Here is a 17,312-nt window from a genome sequence, read left to right as displayed (position 1 = left end):
GACGGGTGGCGCAGCACGGCCGCGCTCCGCTTCCTCAGGCTCGGCCTTCCGGCGCCGGATGAGGGATCCAAGCGCGCAATGCGCGCCGAACCGGCACCGCGGTCACTGTCGCGCCGCCATCCAGACGTCCAGCCGACTATCCCTGTGAGAACCTCCGCATGAACCGCTGTTGCTGTTTCCAATCCCCTGGCCGACGTTTCCTTCCCCGCAGGCGGTCGTTGCACACGGGGTTCCAGCGGCATCACCGGCGAACAGGTCTGGGCAGGCTCGCGTTGGGCAGTGGCCCGCGCAGCCTGCCCGGAGGCGAATTCCGCGATGCCAACCGCCACGACATGAACAGCCGGATGCGGGGGTAGGACTCGGCACGGCGCAAGATGCCGCAGCGGCCCGTCTCCCTCGCCTTCACGGCGACGACTCGCAGTGGGCTGACGCGGGCCTGCCGTCCGCGACCGGTCCGGATACGCTGCGCAGGCACCTCCATGCCAGCCAGCGCCACACAAGACAGGGAACACGCAGCTTGCGAGACACGGACGGTTTCAGCCACGTCGGCGACGCGCACGATCGCGACGCTGGTGCCGGCTCGAGCGCTTCGCCGTACCGGTTCCAGTCCAAGAGCCCCGAAATCTTCGCTGCGATCGTCGCGAACGTACTCGCCGGGCGCTATCCCGTTGACAACTGGTGGGCCAGCGAAATCGACGGGAACGGCATCGACGTCGTGCCGGGAGAACCTCCCGCGATCGTCATCCGCACCACCGTCGGACAGGTTTTCCGCCTCGCCGTCACCGAGGCCATCGACAGCCAACACGGACCAATCGGCGGACCAGTCGATGGCGGCACGCTGCGGTAGCCCGTCACAACGCGCCGCGCCGGCAGACATGCCCGCGCAGCGGAGCGGCGCGCCGCAGTCGATCGGTGTCGCGCCCGCAGGTGTCAGTCTTCCCCTTGCCACACGGCGACAAAGTCGAAGCGTCCGAACTTTTCCGCCTGGATCTCATAGAGGCACTTCTGGCCTTTGTACTCGACCAGGACCTGCCCGAGCTTGTCCTCGATCACGAGACTGTCCACGGGACCGCCGAGCGCCAACGCCACGACCATTCCGCTCGTTCCGCCGGAGTGGCCGTGGAAGGTGTATTCGCCGCCGCGATAGGTGAACGTGTCACCGGGCGCCATGCTGCGGAACGCGGACAGCGGAGCTGCGGGATCCCTGCCTTGGGTCACGATCGCCACCCCTGCAGCAATTCCCCTTGCGCCGGGCTCGGCCCGCGCCAGCCGCGCAGCCACTCGGCCAGATAGCGTTCGTTGACCAGCCTGATCGTCTCGGGGGTCACTGCCCCGGCATCGGCGTCGCCCAGCGCCGCCACGTTCGAGGTGCCGCTGGTGTAGGGAACGTAGACGCTGGCACCGTTGACTTCCCATTGCCACGGCAGCCCGCCGCGATCCAGCCATCGGCCCAGCTCGCGGACGAGCCACGCACCGAGGTCCTGGTCGGTCGCGCCCACCGGTGAGATCTCAGGCCAGCCTACGAACGGCTGGAGCTGCACATCGGCCGCAGCCCACCCGTTGCGAACCGGGTTCTCGGCGATGAGGAGCAAGTCCGCCTCGCTGGCGTCGTCGGACGGGATCTCCGCCATCGGGCCGTCGATCCCGTACTCGATCGTCAGGCTCGCGGGAAAATCCCAGAACAAGGGATTGGAGAGGAACCCGTGCCCGGATGGCAACCTCGACCGGTACGTGATCGGGGGCGCCTCGTCCGGAGTGCCCAGCAGTCTCCGGCACTCGCGCAAGAGCGCGCGCGTGTCGACCGGGCGACCGACGGCAATGCTGATGTCCACATAGGAACGCGTCATTGGGGAACCTTCCGGCGATGCGAGTGCCGACCAACCCGGCGGGACGCGCGGCGTCGTCGGCTTCGTTCGGTCCGCCAGAGCGGCCGGCCAGATCCAGCGGCGCGACAAGCACTGCGGCCGAGGCGAAACCGACTGTCCGCCCCGGGGCCGGACCGCGACAGCGACTTGCTGTTTCCGATCCCTGATCCGGTGTTTCCGGTCGAGGCACGGAGGAATCCAGCCAGCACGTCCGCCGTCCGCGTTCTGCTCCGGAGAGACGGCAGCGCGGGCCAACCCCGGTGCCGACGGTGGCCTGGATGCATCGCCAGCCGCTAGCGTGAGACCCGGCGGACCGACCTACTGCGTGTTCGCCCCGAAAACAGCGACCGACGAGCAGCAGCGACGTCCGGGGGCCGAACAGCGGGTCGCGTGGGCTGTGGGCCTGCTCGGCGACCCGGTCGACTCCAGCACCGTTCCGCCGGCGCGGCGGTGCTCGTTCGTGGGAGGACGCAACGTCTGGCCGCACCACAACGGCACCTCCCGCCTCAGCCGGATCCGGCGGCAGTTGATCGACCACGCCGGGTCCCTGTGCCACGCCTGCCGACGGACCATCGGCGTCGTGGTCGACCACGACCACTTCACCGGGCTGTGCCGCGGGCTGCTTTGTTGGGAGTGCAACGCCCGGGTCGACACCTGCCCGCGCCTGGACGACCGTCCTTGGGCCAGCTACTTCAACGCACCGCCGGCCTTGCCCCTTCGGCTGCGCCACCCGCGCGCGGCCCGGGTCCGCGAACACGACCGCGCCCGCATCGAGTACCTGGGAATCGACCCGCTTGTTCCGGCTCGCTCGTGGACACCCCGCGCCTGAACAACCACGGCCAGGCGAATCCAAGAGCGCAGGACGCTCGGTTTCGGCTCGGGATTCCACGTCTGGCTGCGGGATGCGTCGACCGGCCGCGCTACGGCCACGGCGATTCCCGGGCGGTGCGGGCACGCCAGTACGTCCGTTCCTCCATCCTGCGCCGGATCTCGGCGGCAGCCGGTTCCTCCGGCCGGCACGGGCGCCAATCCTCGATCCGTCCGCGCAGGGCTCCTCCGGCTATCCAGAGGACAACGCCGCCCGCGGCGAGGTCGAGCACGACCGAGTCGCCGAACTCGTTCTCGCCGACCACCGTGTCGTCGGCGACGCTGGTGACGTCGACAGTCCAGGTCGGACGGTGGCGACCGTGTTCCAGGTCGGCCGTCACTATCAGGCTGCAGCCGTCGGCGAGGTCGTCCCGACCGTTGCCTGGCATGTCCTTCCTCCATTCGCGGTGCGCGTTCGCCGGACGCGTCCTGGTCAGTCGGTCTCCATTGGCGCGAGGGGCGGACGCTGCGTCGACGACACGCCAACCGCAGCCCTCGCAAGCGTCTCGACGATGCGTGCACAGGATCTGAGCAATTCGATGCGCCGATCTCCTCCGCAATCCGCCGCCGGCGGTGATCCCGGGAGCGGGACGCGCGTTGTCGCGGCCGTCGCTTCGGCCCGAAGCCAGGCGCGACAGCTCCTCGTCGACGTCGTCTGACCGGACTCGGAGGTTCGCGCTGCGGCGGTCGCGGATGCCTTCGGCCCATGTTTCTGATGTCGTCCGGGTGGGCTTGAGGCGATGAAGCCGATCCGGAGGACTTCCCTGGCCGGGATCCGCCTACCCGTTGCTTCCGGTTTCCCGATGAGTTTGCTGCCAGGGACGATCGTCTGCCGCAGCGACGGCAGTTTCTTGAAGCGGCTGGAGAACCTCGTCAGGGTTGCCGGGTCTCGCACCTCCGGGAGGTCGTCGGGCGCAGCGTCCACGACCGTGACGCTGCAGTCCTTCGCCTGGCCTGTCTCGATGAACGCCTTCGAGGCAGTGCCTTCCCCTGCTCGGCCGACCTGGCGGGTGAAACGGTCAGCCCAGCAGGAATCGGCGATCCGAAGCCGACAATTGGAACGGGTCCAGCAGGCGCGGATCGGCGCCTTCCCGGGTCCGGCGTGCGACGACCCACCACCAACGCAGCAGCACCCGAACCCCGTGCACACGGCTGCGCGCGTCCGGCAGGTAGTAGACCGGCTCTTCGTCGTCGAAAAGGTGCGCACGGTCGTGGAAGGCGGTGGGCGACCATCGTCCCCCGCTGCGCACGAGACTGCCGACGACGCTGACGGGCTGCGCGATGCCGTAGTACTCGGTAGCGCGTTCGTCGACCGAGACGACATGCGCGATGTGGCCGTCGATCGTGTCGGTGACCAGGGTCAGAGTCGCCGCGCCTTCGCGCGAGTCCTGCCCGTTGACCCACAAGGTCACGACATCGCCGGTGTGGGTGGTGCCCGTGTCGTCGTTCATGGAAGCGCCCTCCTTCAGGCGGCATGCGGTTCGCCGGGACGTACTGCGCTCGGCAGGGTCGAGCGCCACCTGCGGAATGTCTCGGCCGCGACTTCTCCTTCGCTCCGACGACGAGATCCCGTCTCCCGTCGCGGTGGGAGGCACGACGATCGGGACGGCGGGCTCTACGCCCGTGCCTTGATCGTGGTGCACTCCTCGCCCTCGGCATGGTCATGGCAGTTGGCATGTGCGTGACGCTTGCACACGGGGTAGCCGAATCGCGGGCAATGTCCTTCCGCCTTGTCCCGTCAATCCGCGTACTCGCAGCAGTCGCGACCGCCGTCCGACCACTTGCAAAAACCGCAGTTGCAGGTCCTCTCGCGACGGCATTCGTCGTTCGTGAAGGCCCATCCCATCGTCGGGCTCCTCTTCCTCCATGCGAGCCGGGCGGCGCTCCACGGCGGCGCACGGGCCTGTGTTGCGAACGCGCCCGGGCGACGGACCACGCCACCGACTATCTCCCGGGGAAGGCAGGCTGTGGAACGCGTCGCTGTCTCCAACACCGGGCGACGGTGTTTCCGGAGAGCAGGATCGGCAGGTGCACGCGACCGGCCGACGCGGACGTGCGGCGTTCCGGACGCACCGGGCCTGTCCGCTGTCTGCACCGGCGAGGACCTCGGCGATCATGCGTGCCGGCGGTAGCGGGTAGCGTCGGGACGCGTTCGGTGCCCCGGCTCGACCGGGCGAGCGGACGTCGCCGCCGGCGCGAACGAAACGGGGGAATCTGATGGCCGACTACGAGTTCCCGCGGCTGCCGGACGTCGAGGAGGCGTACCGGGCGCTGGCGGCCCTCGTGCCCTCGAATGCGGTCAACGCCGAGGCGTCCGCGTCCCTGCCCGAGGTGCTGTCGGAGTTCCGGCACCTGGTCGACAAGGCGGAATTCGCGACCGTTGCGCAGATCGGCCCGCCCGTCTCCTGGCAGGCTCCGCGCTGCGACGACGACTGGGACCTCGCCGTGTCCGGGATCGACTGCGACAACGACGCGTACGGCTTCGGCGACGTCCGGCTCGACGCCAACACCGTCGAGGGCCCGGCCGGAACGTGGCGCGGCAGCGCTCTGGACCGCGCGGGCATGGCGTACAAGCGCGCGTGCGGATGGGACTTCCCGCCCGGCGATGCGGGCGTGTGGCTGGTGATGCTGGCTCCTGAGGCAGCCGTCGGAGGAGAAGACGACCAGTGGTCCTACGACGGCCGGCTGGCCGGGTTCGTGGTGGTCTACGACCGCGACGAGGACGGCGCGTACGAGTCGGTGGGCCACATCTGGACCGCGACCGCCTGGCAGCGCCGCGGGATCGCCCGGCGCCTGCTCGCCGAAGCACGCTCGCTGTTCCCGATCACCAGCGTCGAGGAGCCCTACACAGCGGCCGGTGCCGCGTTCCTGGCCGCGTGCCCGGACCCCGGACTCGGCCAGACACTGGACGGTCGGTTCGAGCCGACCGTCTACACCGGCGAGCGCCTCGGGGACACGTACACCGTTTCTGTCGCCAACGAGCGCAACCCGCACCGGCGCGACTGGGAGGTCGTGCAGGAGCACACCGACGCGGACGGCAAGACCGTGACGGGCCGGCATCGCGGGTCGCGGGCGTTCTCGTCGCGCAGCGCGCAACTGCAATTCGTCCGCCGCCGGCTGGCGACGCTGTCCCGTGCGGGCGCGAACTGGACGTGCACCGGCCCCTCGGACGCGGACGACGGGTGGCCCGTCGGCCGCCCACCCCGGCTGCGGCAGAGCGGCTGAACCGGGCGCTGCCGGCGAAAGCTGCGGAGCGAGAGGCAGGTGCCGGGCGTGGCTGTTTGGACGACGGCCGACCGAAGACAGAACCTCTCGCCCGCACGCGATGGGTTCGTGGACGCGGTGGCCACCGTGGAATTCTGAGCCGCCGACCCAGCGCAGGCCGCACGTCCGGGGAACGGCGGCTCAGGCGGGGCGTCGGCCGCCGTTTCGGTCGCGTCCCCTGCTGCGGGCCGACCTGCAGTGCGAACCAGCGCGCGACGTCGGTCTGGCCGATCGATCACCGTTGGCTGTGGATGATCCCTTCCCACCAGCATTCGGCTTCGGTGGCCGTCTCGGCGATGATCTCGCCTTCGAACCTCAGCACCCACGGGGCGTCCCCGGTGCCGTCGCAGCTCGCGGCGTAGCGCTCGTCCGTCACCAACCCGTCGTCGTCGAGGGTCGGGCGCAGCACGCACGGACTCAGGTGCGCGGCGCTGGCATCGCCCCGGACGTAGTACGACTGCTGCCGCCGGTCCGGCCCGACCAATCTGACGCGCACCATCCGGCCGCCGTCCGGGTCCCGCGGCCCGATATCGACGACGGTGGCGTTGAACAACTCAGCCTTGCGAGTATCGGCGACCACGGCAGCCACGGCCTGCCCCAGCCGGTACGGGAATGCGTCCGCCATCCTGCTCCCTCGTTCTGTTTCAGCCGTGCGGGCACAGCCGGTGCGACGGGTCTCCCGGGCAGGCGCCGGACTTGAACGTCTCTGCCTGCCGAGGACGACCGAGGCTTCGCGCACGATGCGCGACGGTCGCCAGGCGGCGACCGAATTCCGTACACCGGCAAGGATTCCGTGTCTCGCATGAGTACGGCACGGCCCGCGGTCGTCTTAGCGCCGCTGCCGCGAATGACCGAGAGCTTGCCGCACAAGCCCGACCGGACGCCGCATCCGCGAACATCGGGAAACACTCGCCGAACGACTTGCCAACAGAGACAGTGTCCGCCGCATGCCAGTGCCGGAGACGATGGGGCGGCGAAACACCCGCGCTCTGACACCGCTTTTCCGACCGGAGCGCCGCACGAGCACGGGATTGCCCGAGCGGCCCGCGCTTTCCGGACCATCCCCGAAGGGACAGACGATGAACGACCACCCGAACATCCGGCCCCGTACGACAACGCCGACGGCGTCCGGGCCCAACCGGCCATGACCGGGCGCACGCCTCCTGCCGACACGGTGGGCATCGCCCTGGCCGACGGCCGGCAGGTCCAGGCACCCGCGGCATTCGCCGACCGGGTCGTGGGCGTCGACGCCGACGACGACCTGCTGATCCCTCTCGGCGAACCGGGCCGGCCGATCTACCGGGCCGACGGCAGCGAATACCTCGTCCCGCTGACCCCGTGCTGCTACGCCACGGGCAAGGGATCGATCGGATGCGAGGGCCCCGTGTGCCGAGGCTGCTACTACGAAGTCGACGACAAGTACGGCATGCACGGCACGCTCTCCGTTGCGCGGGCACAACCCGGATGACCAACGCGGCCGGATCGCGCTGGCGCCTGTCCGGGTCGCCGCTCGCCCCGAACGCGAGCCCGCTGCGCGACCCGCACCCGACGAAAGGCACGTCTCATGGACGAAACCGATCCTTCCGATCACCTCATTCTTGTCCGTCACCCCGAGCGCGGCTTCCTGATCAACGGGCGTCTCGAATCCGATGTCGCCGACATCCTGTGCAGGTACGGATTCGTGCGCGGCGATGACAACGAACTGCTGGTGCCTGCCGCGATGCCCGAGAACGACGCTCGCGACCTGCTCGAACGCGCTGCCACATTCCTCGCCCGCACCAAACACAGCCTGACGCTCATGGGCGACACGTTCTCCGGCCGGCCGCTGGGCAACGAGCCAACGAATGCGACGGAGACCGATGCCGGCCGCGCACACGGCTAAGCACCTGTTTCCGAACCGGGTCGGGCGGCGGCATGCAGCCGGGGATGTCGGCGCTGTCTGGCAAGCTCGTTGGCATGACCAGCATCGATAAGGGCCTCGGCGAGGCCGTCGAGGCTCCGGAGTTGGACTCGGCGACTGCGGGCCTCCTGATCGCGCATATTCACAACGAACGCTCCGGCGGGACGTTCGGCGACATGGACGGCGACAGCGCCGCGAACTGGATCATCGACCGGATCGGCCACTTGCTGGAGCATCCCGAGGACATTCTCTGAGCAACGGCGTCCGCGGCACCGGGCTCGCAACGATGGTTTTTCGGTGTGTCCGATGCGGTCGGCCGGGCCTTGCGTCAGGGGCGGGTCATAGTCTGGCGAGCATGTAGGCCGAGGACACCGATCGTCCGGCGGAGTGGTCCGCCGCAGGCCCTAGCAGGCAAGCTCGCCGGGAGCGACGCCGACGAGGCCGGTTTTGCGCTGCGGGCGGTGGGTGCCGGGGCCGGGACGTGCGAGGGAGTCGAGATGAGCGACGGCAACGAGATCGGGCAGGCAGTCAAGGCCATTCGGCGACGTCGCGGGATGAAACAAGAGACGGTCGCCGGCCTGGCCGGGTTGACCAAGGGCTATATCTCGCTGATCGAGAACGGAAAGCGTCGGGTCGATTCCCGAGGTTTGTTGGATCGGCTGGCCCACGCCTTGGGCTGCTCGGTGCTCGACCTCACCGGCGAGCCCTATGCTCCCATGCACAGGCACGTCGCTGACGCTCTCCGCACGGTTCCCGACGTGCAATTGGCGCTTGCTGACTGCACGCTCGACGACGTCCCGGACCTTCCCGCGCGTCCGCTCGCTGCGCTCCGCGAGCCATTGCGCATCGCGCATGCCAATTACATGGACAAAGCACGCTACGACTTGGCGGGCCTCGGGTTGGGACGTCTCCTGACCGACCTCCACATTCATGCCGTGACCGGTGACAGCGACACCAGACGCGAAGCGATGGGCCTGCTCGTCGAGGGGTGCATCGTGGCGTTCGGCGTCACCAAGAACGTCGGTCATCCGGACTTGGCGCTCACGGCGGCCGGGCGCGGCTACGAGGCTGCCCTGAAGTCGGGAGACCCTGCGCTGCTCGCCTTTGCCGCGCAACGCCGAGGGCAGGCGTTCCAGCGAGTAGGGGCTGTGCGTCGAGCGGGACGAGAGCTTGAGCGGGCCCTCGCAGAGACGGTCGACCTCGCCGACCCCAGCAACAGCGACACCCGGATCGCTGAGGGTGTGGGGCTGCTCCACCTCACCGCCGCCCTCAACGCTGCGCGCGGCGGCGACGCCTCCGCCGCGCACGACCACTTGCAGGCGGCCGATGAGCTGGCCACCTGGACGGGAGAGCGCAACGCTCTCGCCCAGCACTTCGGGCCCGCGAATCTCGGCGTCTGGCGCATCTCCGTGCTCGGTGTCGAGCTGAAAGAAGGCGCGGCCGTGGCCGACGCCGTCGCCCCGACCATCAACGTCGCCGACCTGGCCTCCGCCGACCGTGTCGCCATGCTCAACGCCGATTCGGCTCGAGCGCTCGCGCTGGAGGGAGGGCCGCGCGACCTGGACGCAGTGCGGATGCTCGACGCTGCTGATCGCGCTGCGCCCAGCAGAGTCAGGCAAGACCCCGTGCTGCGGGAGCTGGTCTCGACGCTGGACAGCCGTGCACCTCGACGGACGTGGGAGCTGAACAGCCTGCGCAACCGTTTCGGGTTGGTTTACAACCAGTAAACCTTTAGCACGCGGACGCTTCTAGAGTTCATCAAGTGACTGCGCGTGGAAGCGGACAGACCTGCGGCGAACTGAAAGCCTTGCCGCCCGAGTGGTTCACGCACGAGGACTACGCGGTGCGGTTCTGTCGCTGGGACCGCACTATTCACGCGTACCCCAGGTTCGAAATACGCGGGTGGGATTGGCCGCAGCCGCGGCACTCCGAGGCCGGTTCCTATCCGGACCGCCATTACCGCTACGAATTGGAACCCCTCATATTCTGGCCTGGCGGCTACCCGGTCGGCGATGTCCGAATTTGCCCGAGGGGATGCTTCGCCCCAGAGCCCGGAAATCGCACCACGCCCGCTTTCGAGGCGGCTGCGCATGTCGCCCACTAGCGCGCAGGTGGATGCCCGGATCGCGGAGTGCAAAGGCCGCTGGGCGGCGGTAGGCGGCACCCGGGACGAGTTGACCATGCTGGCGCGGGAGCGGCGGGACCGGCAGATCGCGCAGATGACGGCCGACAACAAGGGCACGAAGGAGATCGCCGATCATTTCGGGCTCTCGGCCCACGCGGTGCGGCGCATCGTCGGGGAATGGGCGATGATCACCGACGGCCTGCCGCCGATCACCACGACGCCGGAAGCAGCCGGGCCTTCCTGGGAGACACAGCCGGCGGCACGGACGGATGCCACCCCGTCCTCGCCGGCTGTGTCGTCCCGGATCGTCGGCCAGGCCCACGAGAGCCGCAGGACAGCGTATGCCGCCGACTAGCGAGCAGATCGAGGCTCGGATCAAGGAGTGCTTCGGTCGATGGTCGCAGGTCTGCCACAGCAAGGACCCGGTGACGGTGCTGGCGCGCGAGGTGCGGGACCAGCGGATCGTGCAGATGTCGAACCAAGGCGTAGGCGTGGGCGAGATCAGCCGGAGGGTCGGCCTCGGGCGCGAGGGCGTGACCCGAGTCTTGAAGACGCGGGCGGCGCTGTCCTCGGGGACCGGGGCCGCACATGCCGACTGACGCCGAGGTGGACGCCCGGATCAAAGAGTGCTGGGGTCGCTGGCCCCAGGTCAGCGGGGATCGGGACGAGCTGACGATGCTGGCGCGGGCTCGGCGGAACAAGCTGATCGGACTGTGGCATGCCCAGGGGCGGAGCCCGCAGTGGATCGCCCGGAAAAACGGCATGGCGATCGACACCGTGAAACGCCTCATCAAAGCGCAGGATGGGCTCGCTGCAGGCAGGCCCAGCGGCCCCGAGCCGACATCGCCCGCCCCGGACCGGAAGCCACCACTCCCGGCGCCGCTGCTGTGCGGAGCGCCCCGGTCGGCCGAGCCGCGCGGGGCGGCGTATGCCGACTAGCGCGGACGTGCATGCGCGGATGCGGGAGTGCATCGGCCGATGGGCGGAGGTGAGCAACGACCGGGACCCGCTGACGGCGCAGGCGCGGGCGCTGCGGGACGAGCTGATCGTGAATGAATCCGCCAGCGGCGCAAGCCGGAAAGCGCTCTCCGACCAGTTCGGCCTTTCCCTCGACGGCGTGGGTCGCGTCGTCAGACGGAAGATCGCCGCTCGCGCGACCGCCGGCTCGGAGACGTGGACCAGCGCGGACGTGGATGCCCGCTTGCGGGAATGCACAGGTCACTGGGGTGAGCTGAGCGGCACCCGGGACCCGCTGACGTTGTTGGCTCGAGCACGGCGCGACGAGCTGATCGGGGCGATGGGAGCCGAAGGCGAGAACGTCGGCGTGATCGCTCGACGGTTCGGCCTCGGGCGCGACGCCGTGATCCGCGTCCTCCAGGCGGTGGCCTCCTCCGGTGCCGGAAGCAGCTCAGGGCAGCATGAGGTGACGTATGCCGACTAGGTCGCAGGCGGATGCCCGGGTGCAGGCGCGCACCGGCACTGCACCGGGTCGTCGAGACCAAGCCGGGCTACGAGTTCGAGACCGTCGGCGGCACTGCCCAGGGCCGCCAAGGAACAATCCGGACAACGTCGCAATCGTTACACCACAACGGCTTTCGAGTTCAGAATCAGGCACTAGCACACGAGCAGCCACATCGTCAGCCCGACGGCGACCGCAGGCGCGAGGGCGATCGCCGAGGATGCGGCGACGATGAACCGAGCGCGCCTGCGGGCGCGATCGTGGCCGTGGCGCAGGTCCCACCACAACCGCCGCAGCGCATCCGCCGACCGGCCGGCCCCGCCGCCTCCGCCGCCGATCAGATGTCGAAACAACGCGGGCATCAACCGCCACAGCTGCGCGCCGTAGCTCTCGCCCGTGCTCGGGGTGGGCCCGGGGTCGCTGTCGTTCCGGTCGGGGTTCATCGAGTCGCTCCCTCGCATGCCTGGGCGATGGTGATCCGGCCGTCGCGTTCGCCGACGACGTGAGCGCACCGGCCCCGGCCGTCCCGGGGTCCGCGTGCGGCCCTCACCCTGCTTGTGCGGGGAACATGTTCTGCGTCGACAGCGGACGACGCAGAACCACCCCCAACTAACGGGGGCTGCGGGAACAGTAACAGCCACGAACGCGGCTGTTAGGGCCGGCCGCCGAGAGGAAAGGGACTGCGACGCAACCGGGTCGCACACGATCGGGTTCTCCGTTGTCACCTGCCCGTGGCGGACTGCACCGGATGCGGGCCGTCGCGGCGCCGATCGGAGGACCATCGGAGCCCGTGACCGACAACCCTGCGACTGAGCACCGTCATGCCGACATCAGACACGAAGGGCGGACTGACCCGCCGATCACCTTCTCCCTGCCGCGCGGCGACGCACTGCTGATGCTGGCTTCCGCGCAGTTGCACCAGCGGGACGCTGGCCTCGACGCACAACTGGCCCGCGACCTGCGCCGTGCCGGACACGCTGTGCAGGACGCGGTCTGCGCCGCGGGCGACCCGATCCTGGTCCGCAGCGCCGAAGCTGGATGGGATCCCGCCGCCGACACCGTGCTCACCGCCGGGGAGCACGATCTGCCCGCCGAGCGGTACGCGTTCGCGATCGAGGACAGCCACAACGGCGAATCCTGGTGCCCGCGCACGGAAACCGGCACCGGCGTCGTCGCCGGCGTCGAGGAGGTGCACGACCACGGCCCGGGCGCGTTCGCCCGGCGCGCGCTCGCTCGATTCTTCGCCGGGCTCGATCCGGACGCTGCTGACGACGAGTCGTGGTACCGCTGCACGGTATGGAACGTGGCTCGTGCCGTCGGCTACTGATGGGGCACCGCGCACCCCGCCGAACCCGCGCCCGCGAACTTGGCGTTGTGGCTCAGGGCCAACGAGTGCGCTCCGCACGCGATGGAGGTCCGCACGCCCGCTCAGGCCGCCCGCGCGATCGACGACAGCCGCTTGTTCCGCTCCCGATGAGCGCGCTTGTCGACGCATGTCCTGCTGCGGCGCAAGAGACTCCGCTGCCTCCGCGGCCCTGGGCCGGCGGCGACATGCCTACGGCTGGACAGGCGGATCGGCGCCGAGAAGTCGGTTCATGGCTGCGTCGGTCTCGTTGTCGACGCGGCTCCAGTACATGCACCGGCGGTCGGGCACGCGGATGCGCTGCACCAGCCCGATATTCGCCAGCGCGCGCAGCTGCGGGTACACCCTCTGGCGCCAGCACCACGCCGGGCACGAGTCGTGCTTGTCCCCGTCGAACGGGCAGGCAGGCTCCGTGCCCGGGCGGTTGCAGCCGGCGCGCCGGGCCATGGCCTTCAGCACGGCGGGCGTCGACACCGGCCGGTCGGCCTCGTCGAGGATCGCCAGCAGGAGCCGCCGCACCTGCAGCGTTCCTCTGTGCGGTCGCGTTCCCATCTGTCAGCACCGGTCTGCCGTGAGCGGCGGATCGTCCTCCTCCTCGGCAGCGCATCGCTCCATCCCGCGGAGTCGACCGTGATGTCGCCGACGTCCTCGATCGCGCCGCCGACCAGCGTTGCGGCCTCCTCAATGCTGCGGCGATCAGCTCGCTGTCGTCATGCACTGCCGTCCTCGGACCGGCCGTAGTCGTCCGCCCAATCGCGCACCATCCGTGCGACGATCTCCGCCTCGGCGGGATCGTCGGGGTTCGGGATGTCCGCGCCGCCCACGAAACCGACCTCGTGGACCTCGGCGCCGAGCACGACCTGGATCCGATAGCTCATGGAACTTCCTCTCGTCTCGGGTTCGGCGGGCAACGCGACGACGTTATTTCCGCGCACGGCCGCGACGGTCCCGCTTCACAACGGGAAACGTTCGCCGGGGCCCGTCACTCGACCTGTGCCGCGGTCGTGTCGCGGGCGAGATGCCGTGCGATTGCGCGCAGCTGCGCGGCGAGAATGGACAGGTCGTCCGCAGGGCCGCTCTCGGCCAGCACCTGGTCGCGCAGCCGTCGGTGCCAGGCATCGGCGTCCTCGGCGGACAACGGAGCGGACCCGAGCCGGCGGGCCAGGTCAGCGGCCCGCTCGCGCAGCGCCCGCTTCTCGTCGGCCGCGGCGAGCTTCTCGTCCACGTCCTGGACAAGGTTCCGCAGCAGTTCGGCCTCTTCGACCAGGGCCGCGAGTTCGTCGTCGAGTGCGACGATCTCCTCGGCGCGGCTGCGCGCGATGTCCGCCAGTCCGGGATCGTGCTCGTCGAGTCGCGCGGCCTCGGCCAGCTGCGCCCGCACGGCCACGCTGTCGCGCTCGCGGGTCAACGTCGACCACTGCCGTGCCCGCAGCGCACGGACCTGGTCGTCGTCAATCCATCCGTCGCGACAAGCGCGGGAGGACTCGACTGCGGCGACCGCGCCGGCCAGACGGTCGGCTGCCGCCCGGACCGGTCCGCGCGGGAGCTGATCCCGCTCGAGCTGGTGCTGCTCGCACCATGCCCGGCGCTGATCACGCGCGTTCCTCGCCGCCAGAAGGGATCGTCGCGAGGCACTCCGGGCGCGGCCCGCACGGATCTGCCAGATGCACCACCGCAGAGGGCGGGTGAGCAGCGCGATCATGACCAGCGCTGCCACCACGCGCACCGCGGCCGACGACAGCTGCGGAGTCCAGTCTTCGGCGCCTAGCCAGTGCATCAGCACGCTGACGCCGTACCCGGGCACAGTCGGGACGGCCAGCACCGCCGCGGCCAGGACGAACTTGACCGAGAGCGGCACCACGCGGTTGCAAGACAGCCGATACGGCAGCGGCTCCGGCGGAAGGTCTCGCGACACCTGTTCGACCGGGATCTCCGGACGCCTCGGAGCGGACGGGTTCGTGATCGGCCACTTCCGGACGGGACAGGCCTCGGCCGGGCGGTGAGTGCTGCTGTTCATCGGCTTCGCCCTTCGCTGCTGGCGTACGGAGGTTCCGGCTGGGACACGGCGACGGACGCGGTGACATCGTCGCAAGCGATGATGCCGGAGACGACGTCCACACGGGCCAGCACAGCAACAAGCTGGTGCTGCAGGCACCGGGCAATCCCACCGCTGCCGACGCTCGCGACATCTTCCAACGCTGTTCCGCCGCCGACTGCCGTTTCGCGCAGTCCTGTCACCATGACGCAGAGGGTCCAGACGTCCCGGTCATCCGGACGGATCGCCGCTCGACGGGCACGGGTGCTGCGCCGGAATCGGGAACGCCGCTCGACCGTCTTCGCGCTTACTGCTGCAGCTTCCTGCAGAGAACTTGCGGAGATGAACGCCCGGCGGCGTACGCAGACCCGCGTGATCTGGTCCGCGCGGACCAGATCACCGTCCTTCAGCCGCAGCCACATCCCGGCCAGGCGAGCGGGCCGGTCGTGCGCGGCGCGGTGGTCGACAGTGTCCCGATCCATGGTGGTTGCTCCGGTTCTCTACGGGTGTCCTGGTCAATGACCTCCGACGTCCGGCGCTCGATCCGCGGACGACTCCCCTGCACGGCAGCGGGCGCGAGCGCGCCGTTCACGCCGCCAGCTTCAGCGGCCGGAACACAGGGCGGCGACGCGGTAGGCGTCCTGGACGACCCCCGCCACGCGCTTCACCTTGCTTCCACGCGCACGGTCCCGGGCGCTCGCCTGTCCCGCAACGTCTTCCGCGTCTCATGCATCGCCCGTGCCGATGCCCTCGATGCTCACTACGCCCTCCTAATTTGTGGTGGCTGGCCACCACACTACCTGCCCGAAAGTCTGGTGGCCAGCCACCACATATGCAAGGATGGACCCATGCCCAGCAAGCACGACCAGAGCGAGCCGAAGCTGACCGTCCGGGTCCCGAAGAACCTGAAGAATGACGCTCAGAAGGAACTCGCCCTGCGCGGCCTGCAAATGCGTTCGTTCGTCGTCGCATGCCTGACTGCCCTCACGAAGAACCCGGGCGAACTCTTTGCCCTGCTGAAGCCGCATTGGCCGCCGAAGAAGCCGCACCTCGGCGGGGGGATCGCCGTGAAACGCTTCCGGGAGCAGTCCGGCTACGACGGCCAGAGCGACGATGCCGCGTCCGGCTCAGAGGAGGGGTCGACTCGATGACGACCACTGGCGGCGGAATATTCGACGTCTTGAACACTGCTACCGCGACACCCGGAATTGCGCTGGTGCTGGCCACCGGATTGATCGCGGCGCTGGTGTCGGCGGCGACCTTCGCGCCGATGCTGGCAGGTCCGACGAAGTGGCGGCCGCTGACCCGGGCCAACGCGTTGGGCACGGTTTTCCACGAGGGCGGGCACGCGCTGCTGAGCATCCTCACCCGCGGCGGGGTGTACCGGATCGAGATCACCAGCGCCGACAGCGGGCTCACCCGCACCTGGCGCACCTCGCGTTGGTCGCGGATCCCGACGACGTTCGCCGGGTACGCGGTGCCCCCGCTGGCCGGGCTCGGCGCGGCCGCGCTGCTGCACCGCGGCCTCTCGCCGGCCGTGCTCGCGCTGACCGTGCTGGTCATGGCGCTGGTGCTGCTGGTCACCCGCGACTGGCTCACCTTTGGGATCGTGGCCGCCCTCGGGGCGATCGCAGGCATGACACTGTGGCGGGGCCCTGAATGGCTCCAGAATGCCGTCGCCTACCTCGAGACATGGCTGCTGCTGACCAGCGAACTCGGCGGCGTTGCGACGTTGGTGGCGAACAGGGTTCGTCACGGCTCCCGTGACCAGGCCGATGACGCGTCCAAGCTGGCCGAGGCCAGCCCGCTGCCGGCTGCCGTGTGGATCGCGGGATGGATTGCGCTGATCACCTGGGCCATCTGGACCGCAGTGCCGATGCTCTTGCCAAGCGGATAACGCTTCTGGCGTCGCGCTCGGGTCCGACGCCGTCGGATCTCCCGCCCACGTCGCCGACGACCAAGATCGCCGGAGTGGTCGGCGACGTCAGGAGGCTGTTGCGCAGACGGAAGCAACCCGGGCAGGCTGCGTCGGCGCGGCCGAGCGCACGAACAACGTCCCCGGGCAGCCCGACCCCCGCCACTCCGACCACCGACTGGCCTTCGGGCCACCGGCTGCACTCACCGTCTTGCCGACGTATTCAACGCGCTGAGCAGCGCGCCTGCGCGTCCTCCCGTGACGTCGCAATACGGGCGGGGGCGGCTCGACTCGAAAATGGCAGGTGTCACCGTCGTCGTCGGAACCGTCGTTCGGCGTCACGGACACCTCGACGAACGACCCAGTCGCCGTCGCGGCTCGCCTCGATCGTCCGCACGGCGCACTCGCGACCGGCGATCTCGCCGGTGAAGGCATGACCGGCGAAAACGCCTTCGATCAAGCCCTGAGTGCTCAGTTCGCGATTGTCCGCCATGCACCGATCACGCTGCCCGGCACCAA

Annotated in this window: 25 protein-coding genes; 15 read left to right on the top strand and 10 right to left on the bottom strand. The window is 69.6% G+C overall.

Going from position 1 to position 17,312, the window contains the following annotated elements; translation table 11 throughout:
• Positions 1 to 517 precede the first annotated feature (517 nt).
• Entirely contained in the window at positions 518 to 847 is a 330-nt protein-coding gene (locus ABZX37_RS26970) for a hypothetical protein (RefSeq protein ID WP_354744047.1), read from the top strand.
• Between the two features lie 83 nt (positions 848 to 930).
• Here ABZX37_RS26970 and ABZX37_RS26965 read toward each other — a convergent pair whose 3' ends face one another.
• Together ABZX37_RS26965 and ABZX37_RS26960 are read right to left on the bottom strand one after the other, a co-directional pair.
• Positions 931 to 1,218, bottom strand: a complete 288-nt coding sequence (locus ABZX37_RS26965) for a hypothetical protein (protein WP_354744045.1) — start codon at positions 1,216 to 1,218, stop codon at positions 931 to 933.
• The gene (locus ABZX37_RS26960) at positions 1,215 to 1,847 is read right to left on the bottom strand and encodes a hypothetical protein (RefSeq protein ID WP_354744043.1); all 633 of its coding nucleotides are present in this window, start codon (positions 1,845 to 1,847) and stop codon (positions 1,215 to 1,217) included. The genes ABZX37_RS26965 and ABZX37_RS26960 overlap by 4 nt, the downstream gene beginning before the upstream one ends.
• A gap of 316 nt (positions 1,848 to 2,163) precedes the next feature.
• Here ABZX37_RS26960 and ABZX37_RS26955 point away from each other — a divergent pair, with 316 nt between their 5' ends.
• Positions 2,164 to 2,694 carry an endonuclease domain-containing protein gene (locus ABZX37_RS26955; RefSeq protein WP_354744041.1) on the top strand — a complete coding sequence of 177 codons (531 nt, stop codon included), beginning with the start codon at positions 2,164 to 2,166 and terminating at the stop codon, positions 2,692 to 2,694.
• A gap of 91 nt (positions 2,695 to 2,785) precedes the next feature.
• Here the strand turns inward: ABZX37_RS26955 and ABZX37_RS26950 are convergent, their stop codons facing one another.
• The gene (locus ABZX37_RS26950; protein WP_354744039.1) at positions 2,786 to 3,121 is read right to left on the bottom strand and encodes a hypothetical protein; all 336 of its coding nucleotides are present in this window, start codon (positions 3,119 to 3,121) and stop codon (positions 2,786 to 2,788) included.
• A 630-nt stretch (positions 3,122 to 3,751) separates the two neighbouring features.
• Positions 3,752 to 4,183 carry a hypothetical protein gene (locus ABZX37_RS26945; protein ID WP_354744037.1) on the bottom strand — a complete coding sequence of 144 codons (432 nt, stop codon included), beginning with the start codon at positions 4,181 to 4,183 and terminating at the stop codon, positions 3,752 to 3,754.
• Positions 4,184 to 4,949: 766 nt separating this feature from the next.
• On the opposite strand from ABZX37_RS26945, the gene ABZX37_RS26940 reads away from it, so the two are divergent.
• Positions 4,950 to 5,957 carry a GNAT family N-acetyltransferase gene (locus ABZX37_RS26940; protein WP_354744035.1) on the top strand — a complete coding sequence of 336 codons (1,008 nt, stop codon included), beginning with the start codon at positions 4,950 to 4,952 and terminating at the stop codon, positions 5,955 to 5,957.
• Positions 5,958 to 6,231: 274 nt separating this feature from the next.
• On the opposite strand, the gene ABZX37_RS26935 is transcribed toward ABZX37_RS26940, so the two are convergent.
• On the bottom strand, positions 6,232 to 6,621 hold the full coding sequence (locus tag ABZX37_RS26935; RefSeq protein ID WP_354744033.1) for a hypothetical protein: 390 nt from the start codon (positions 6,619 to 6,621) through the stop codon (positions 6,232 to 6,234).
• 519 nt (positions 6,622 to 7,140) lie between these two features.
• On the opposite strand from ABZX37_RS26935, the gene ABZX37_RS26930 reads away from it, so the two are divergent.
• The 8 genes from ABZX37_RS26930 (at position 7,141) to ABZX37_RS26895 (ending at position 11,462) form a co-directional block, all read left to right on the top strand.
• Positions 7,141 to 7,464, top strand: a complete 324-nt coding sequence (locus ABZX37_RS26930; RefSeq protein WP_354744031.1) for a hypothetical protein — start codon at positions 7,141 to 7,143, stop codon at positions 7,462 to 7,464.
• Between the two features lie 96 nt (positions 7,465 to 7,560).
• Positions 7,561 to 7,878 (top strand): hypothetical protein, encoded by a 318-nt coding sequence (locus ABZX37_RS26925; protein WP_354744029.1) that lies wholly within the window; start codon positions 7,561 to 7,563, stop codon positions 7,876 to 7,878.
• 74 nt (positions 7,879 to 7,952) lie between these two features.
• A complete protein-coding gene (locus tag ABZX37_RS26920; protein ID WP_354744027.1) occupies positions 7,953 to 8,150 on the top strand; it encodes a hypothetical protein in 198 nt (65 codons plus the stop codon).
• Positions 8,151 to 8,393: 243 nt separating this feature from the next.
• Positions 8,394 to 9,623, top strand: coding sequence for a helix-turn-helix transcriptional regulator (locus tag ABZX37_RS26915; RefSeq protein WP_354744025.1), 1,230 nt, complete (start codon positions 8,394 to 8,396; stop codon positions 9,621 to 9,623).
• Between the two features lie 363 nt (positions 9,624 to 9,986).
• Entirely contained in the window at positions 9,987 to 10,376 is a 390-nt protein-coding gene (locus tag ABZX37_RS26910; protein WP_354744023.1) for a hypothetical protein, read from the top strand.
• On the top strand, positions 10,363 to 10,620 hold the full coding sequence (locus tag ABZX37_RS26905; RefSeq protein WP_354744021.1) for a hypothetical protein: 258 nt from the start codon (positions 10,363 to 10,365) through the stop codon (positions 10,618 to 10,620). Before ABZX37_RS26910 ends, ABZX37_RS26905 begins: the two co-directional genes overlap by 14 nt.
• Positions 10,610 to 10,960, top strand: a complete 351-nt coding sequence (locus ABZX37_RS26900; protein WP_354744019.1) for a hypothetical protein — start codon at positions 10,610 to 10,612, stop codon at positions 10,958 to 10,960. Before ABZX37_RS26905 ends, ABZX37_RS26900 begins: the two co-directional genes overlap by 11 nt.
• Entirely contained in the window at positions 10,950 to 11,462 is a 513-nt protein-coding gene (locus ABZX37_RS26895) for a hypothetical protein (RefSeq protein WP_354744017.1), read from the top strand. Before ABZX37_RS26900 ends, ABZX37_RS26895 begins: the two co-directional genes overlap by 11 nt.
• 173 nt (positions 11,463 to 11,635) lie before the next feature.
• On the opposite strand, the gene ABZX37_RS26890 is transcribed toward ABZX37_RS26895, so the two are convergent.
• Positions 11,636 to 11,923: a hypothetical protein gene (locus ABZX37_RS26890; protein WP_354744015.1), complete on the bottom strand. Its 288-nt coding sequence runs from the start codon at positions 11,921 to 11,923 to the stop codon at positions 11,636 to 11,638.
• A gap of 347 nt (positions 11,924 to 12,270) precedes the next feature.
• On the opposite strand from ABZX37_RS26890, the gene ABZX37_RS26885 reads away from it, so the two are divergent.
• A complete protein-coding gene (locus tag ABZX37_RS26885) occupies positions 12,271 to 12,807 on the top strand; it encodes a hypothetical protein (RefSeq protein WP_354744013.1) in 537 nt (178 codons plus the stop codon).
• A gap of 228 nt (positions 12,808 to 13,035) precedes the next feature.
• Here ABZX37_RS26885 and ABZX37_RS26880 read toward each other — a convergent pair whose 3' ends face one another.
• The 4 genes from ABZX37_RS26880 to ABZX37_RS26865 all read right to left on the bottom strand — a co-directional run bounded on the left by ABZX37_RS26880 (position 13,036) and on the right by ABZX37_RS26865 (position 15,360).
• On the bottom strand, positions 13,036 to 13,362 hold the full coding sequence (locus ABZX37_RS26880) for a hypothetical protein (RefSeq protein ID WP_354744011.1): 327 nt from the start codon (positions 13,360 to 13,362) through the stop codon (positions 13,036 to 13,038).
• Positions 13,363 to 13,553: 191 nt separating this feature from the next.
• Complete coding sequence (locus ABZX37_RS26875) at positions 13,554 to 13,721, bottom strand: hypothetical protein (protein WP_354744009.1); 168 nt, start codon at positions 13,719 to 13,721, stop codon at positions 13,554 to 13,556.
• Positions 13,722 to 13,825: 104 nt separating this feature from the next.
• Positions 13,826 to 14,860: a hypothetical protein gene (locus tag ABZX37_RS26870; protein ID WP_354744007.1), complete on the bottom strand. Its 1,035-nt coding sequence runs from the start codon at positions 14,858 to 14,860 to the stop codon at positions 13,826 to 13,828.
• Entirely contained in the window at positions 14,857 to 15,360 is a 504-nt protein-coding gene (locus ABZX37_RS26865; protein ID WP_354744005.1) for a hypothetical protein, read from the bottom strand. The genes ABZX37_RS26870 and ABZX37_RS26865 overlap by 4 nt, the downstream gene beginning before the upstream one ends.
• Positions 15,361 to 15,726: 366 nt before the next feature.
• On the opposite strand from ABZX37_RS26865, the gene ABZX37_RS26860 reads away from it, so the two are divergent.
• From ABZX37_RS26860 to ABZX37_RS26850, 3 genes are all read left to right on the top strand, one after another.
• Positions 15,727 to 16,029: a hypothetical protein gene (locus ABZX37_RS26860; RefSeq protein ID WP_354744003.1), complete on the top strand. Its 303-nt coding sequence runs from the start codon at positions 15,727 to 15,729 to the stop codon at positions 16,027 to 16,029.
• A complete protein-coding gene (locus ABZX37_RS26855; RefSeq protein WP_354744002.1) occupies positions 16,026 to 16,775 on the top strand; it encodes a M50 family metallopeptidase in 750 nt (249 codons plus the stop codon). The genes ABZX37_RS26860 and ABZX37_RS26855 overlap by 4 nt, the downstream gene beginning before the upstream one ends.
• Before the next feature lie 322 nt (positions 16,776 to 17,097).
• The coding region (locus ABZX37_RS26850) for a hypothetical protein (protein ID WP_354744000.1) at positions 17,098 to 17,312 on the top strand (215 nt) is incomplete at its 3' end.

It is taken from the genome of Amycolatopsis sp. NPDC004079, assembly GCF_040610415.1.
Taxonomy (GTDB): domain Bacteria; phylum Actinomycetota; class Actinomycetes; order Mycobacteriales; family Pseudonocardiaceae; genus Amycolatopsis; species Amycolatopsis halotolerans.
This window is presented reverse-complemented; position numbering and strand designations above follow the sequence as displayed.

Excerpts from the sequence above, each read along its gene's own strand:
- ABZX37_RS26910 (WP_354744023.1), top strand. The coding sequence starts at position 9,987 with ATGTCGCCCACTAGCGCGCAGGTGGATGCCCGGATCGCGGAGTGCAAA.
- ABZX37_RS26855 (WP_354744002.1), top strand. The coding sequence starts at position 16,026 with ATGACGACCACTGGCGGCGGAATATTCGACGTCTTGAACACTGCTACC.
- ABZX37_RS26895 (WP_354744017.1), top strand. The coding sequence starts at position 10,950 with ATGCCGACTAGCGCGGACGTGCATGCGCGGATGCGGGAGTGCATCGGC.
- ABZX37_RS26935 (WP_354744033.1), bottom strand. The coding sequence starts at position 6,621 with ATGGCGGACGCATTCCCGTACCGGCTGGGGCAGGCCGTGGCTGCCGTG.
- ABZX37_RS26940 (WP_354744035.1), top strand. The coding sequence starts at position 4,950 with ATGGCCGACTACGAGTTCCCGCGGCTGCCGGACGTCGAGGAGGCGTAC.
- ABZX37_RS26915 (WP_354744025.1), top strand. The coding sequence starts at position 8,394 with ATGAGCGACGGCAACGAGATCGGGCAGGCAGTCAAGGCCATTCGGCGA.
- ABZX37_RS26890 (WP_354744015.1), bottom strand. The coding sequence starts at position 11,923 with ATGAACCCCGACCGGAACGACAGCGACCCCGGGCCCACCCCGAGCACG.
- ABZX37_RS26950 (WP_354744039.1), bottom strand. The coding sequence starts at position 3,121 with ATGCCAGGCAACGGTCGGGACGACCTCGCCGACGGCTGCAGCCTGATA.
- ABZX37_RS26865 (WP_354744005.1), bottom strand. The coding sequence starts at position 15,360 with ATGGATCGGGACACTGTCGACCACCGCGCCGCGCACGACCGGCCCGCT.
- ABZX37_RS26875 (WP_354744009.1), bottom strand. The coding sequence starts at position 13,721 with ATGAGCTATCGGATCCAGGTCGTGCTCGGCGCCGAGGTCCACGAGGTC.
- ABZX37_RS26945 (WP_354744037.1), bottom strand. The coding sequence starts at position 4,183 with ATGAACGACGACACGGGCACCACCCACACCGGCGATGTCGTGACCTTG.
- ABZX37_RS26905 (WP_354744021.1), top strand. The coding sequence starts at position 10,363 with ATGCCGCCGACTAGCGAGCAGATCGAGGCTCGGATCAAGGAGTGCTTC.
- ABZX37_RS26900 (WP_354744019.1), top strand. The coding sequence starts at position 10,610 with ATGCCGACTGACGCCGAGGTGGACGCCCGGATCAAAGAGTGCTGGGGT.
- ABZX37_RS26870 (WP_354744007.1), bottom strand. The coding sequence starts at position 14,860 with ATGAACAGCAGCACTCACCGCCCGGCCGAGGCCTGTCCCGTCCGGAAG.
- ABZX37_RS26925 (WP_354744029.1), top strand. The coding sequence starts at position 7,561 with ATGGACGAAACCGATCCTTCCGATCACCTCATTCTTGTCCGTCACCCC.
- ABZX37_RS26930 (WP_354744031.1), top strand. The coding sequence starts at position 7,141 with ATGACCGGGCGCACGCCTCCTGCCGACACGGTGGGCATCGCCCTGGCC.
- ABZX37_RS26860 (WP_354744003.1), top strand. The coding sequence starts at position 15,727 with ATGCCCAGCAAGCACGACCAGAGCGAGCCGAAGCTGACCGTCCGGGTC.
- ABZX37_RS26920 (WP_354744027.1), top strand. The coding sequence starts at position 7,953 with ATGACCAGCATCGATAAGGGCCTCGGCGAGGCCGTCGAGGCTCCGGAG.
- ABZX37_RS26960 (WP_354744043.1), bottom strand. The coding sequence starts at position 1,847 with ATGACGCGTTCCTATGTGGACATCAGCATTGCCGTCGGTCGCCCGGTC.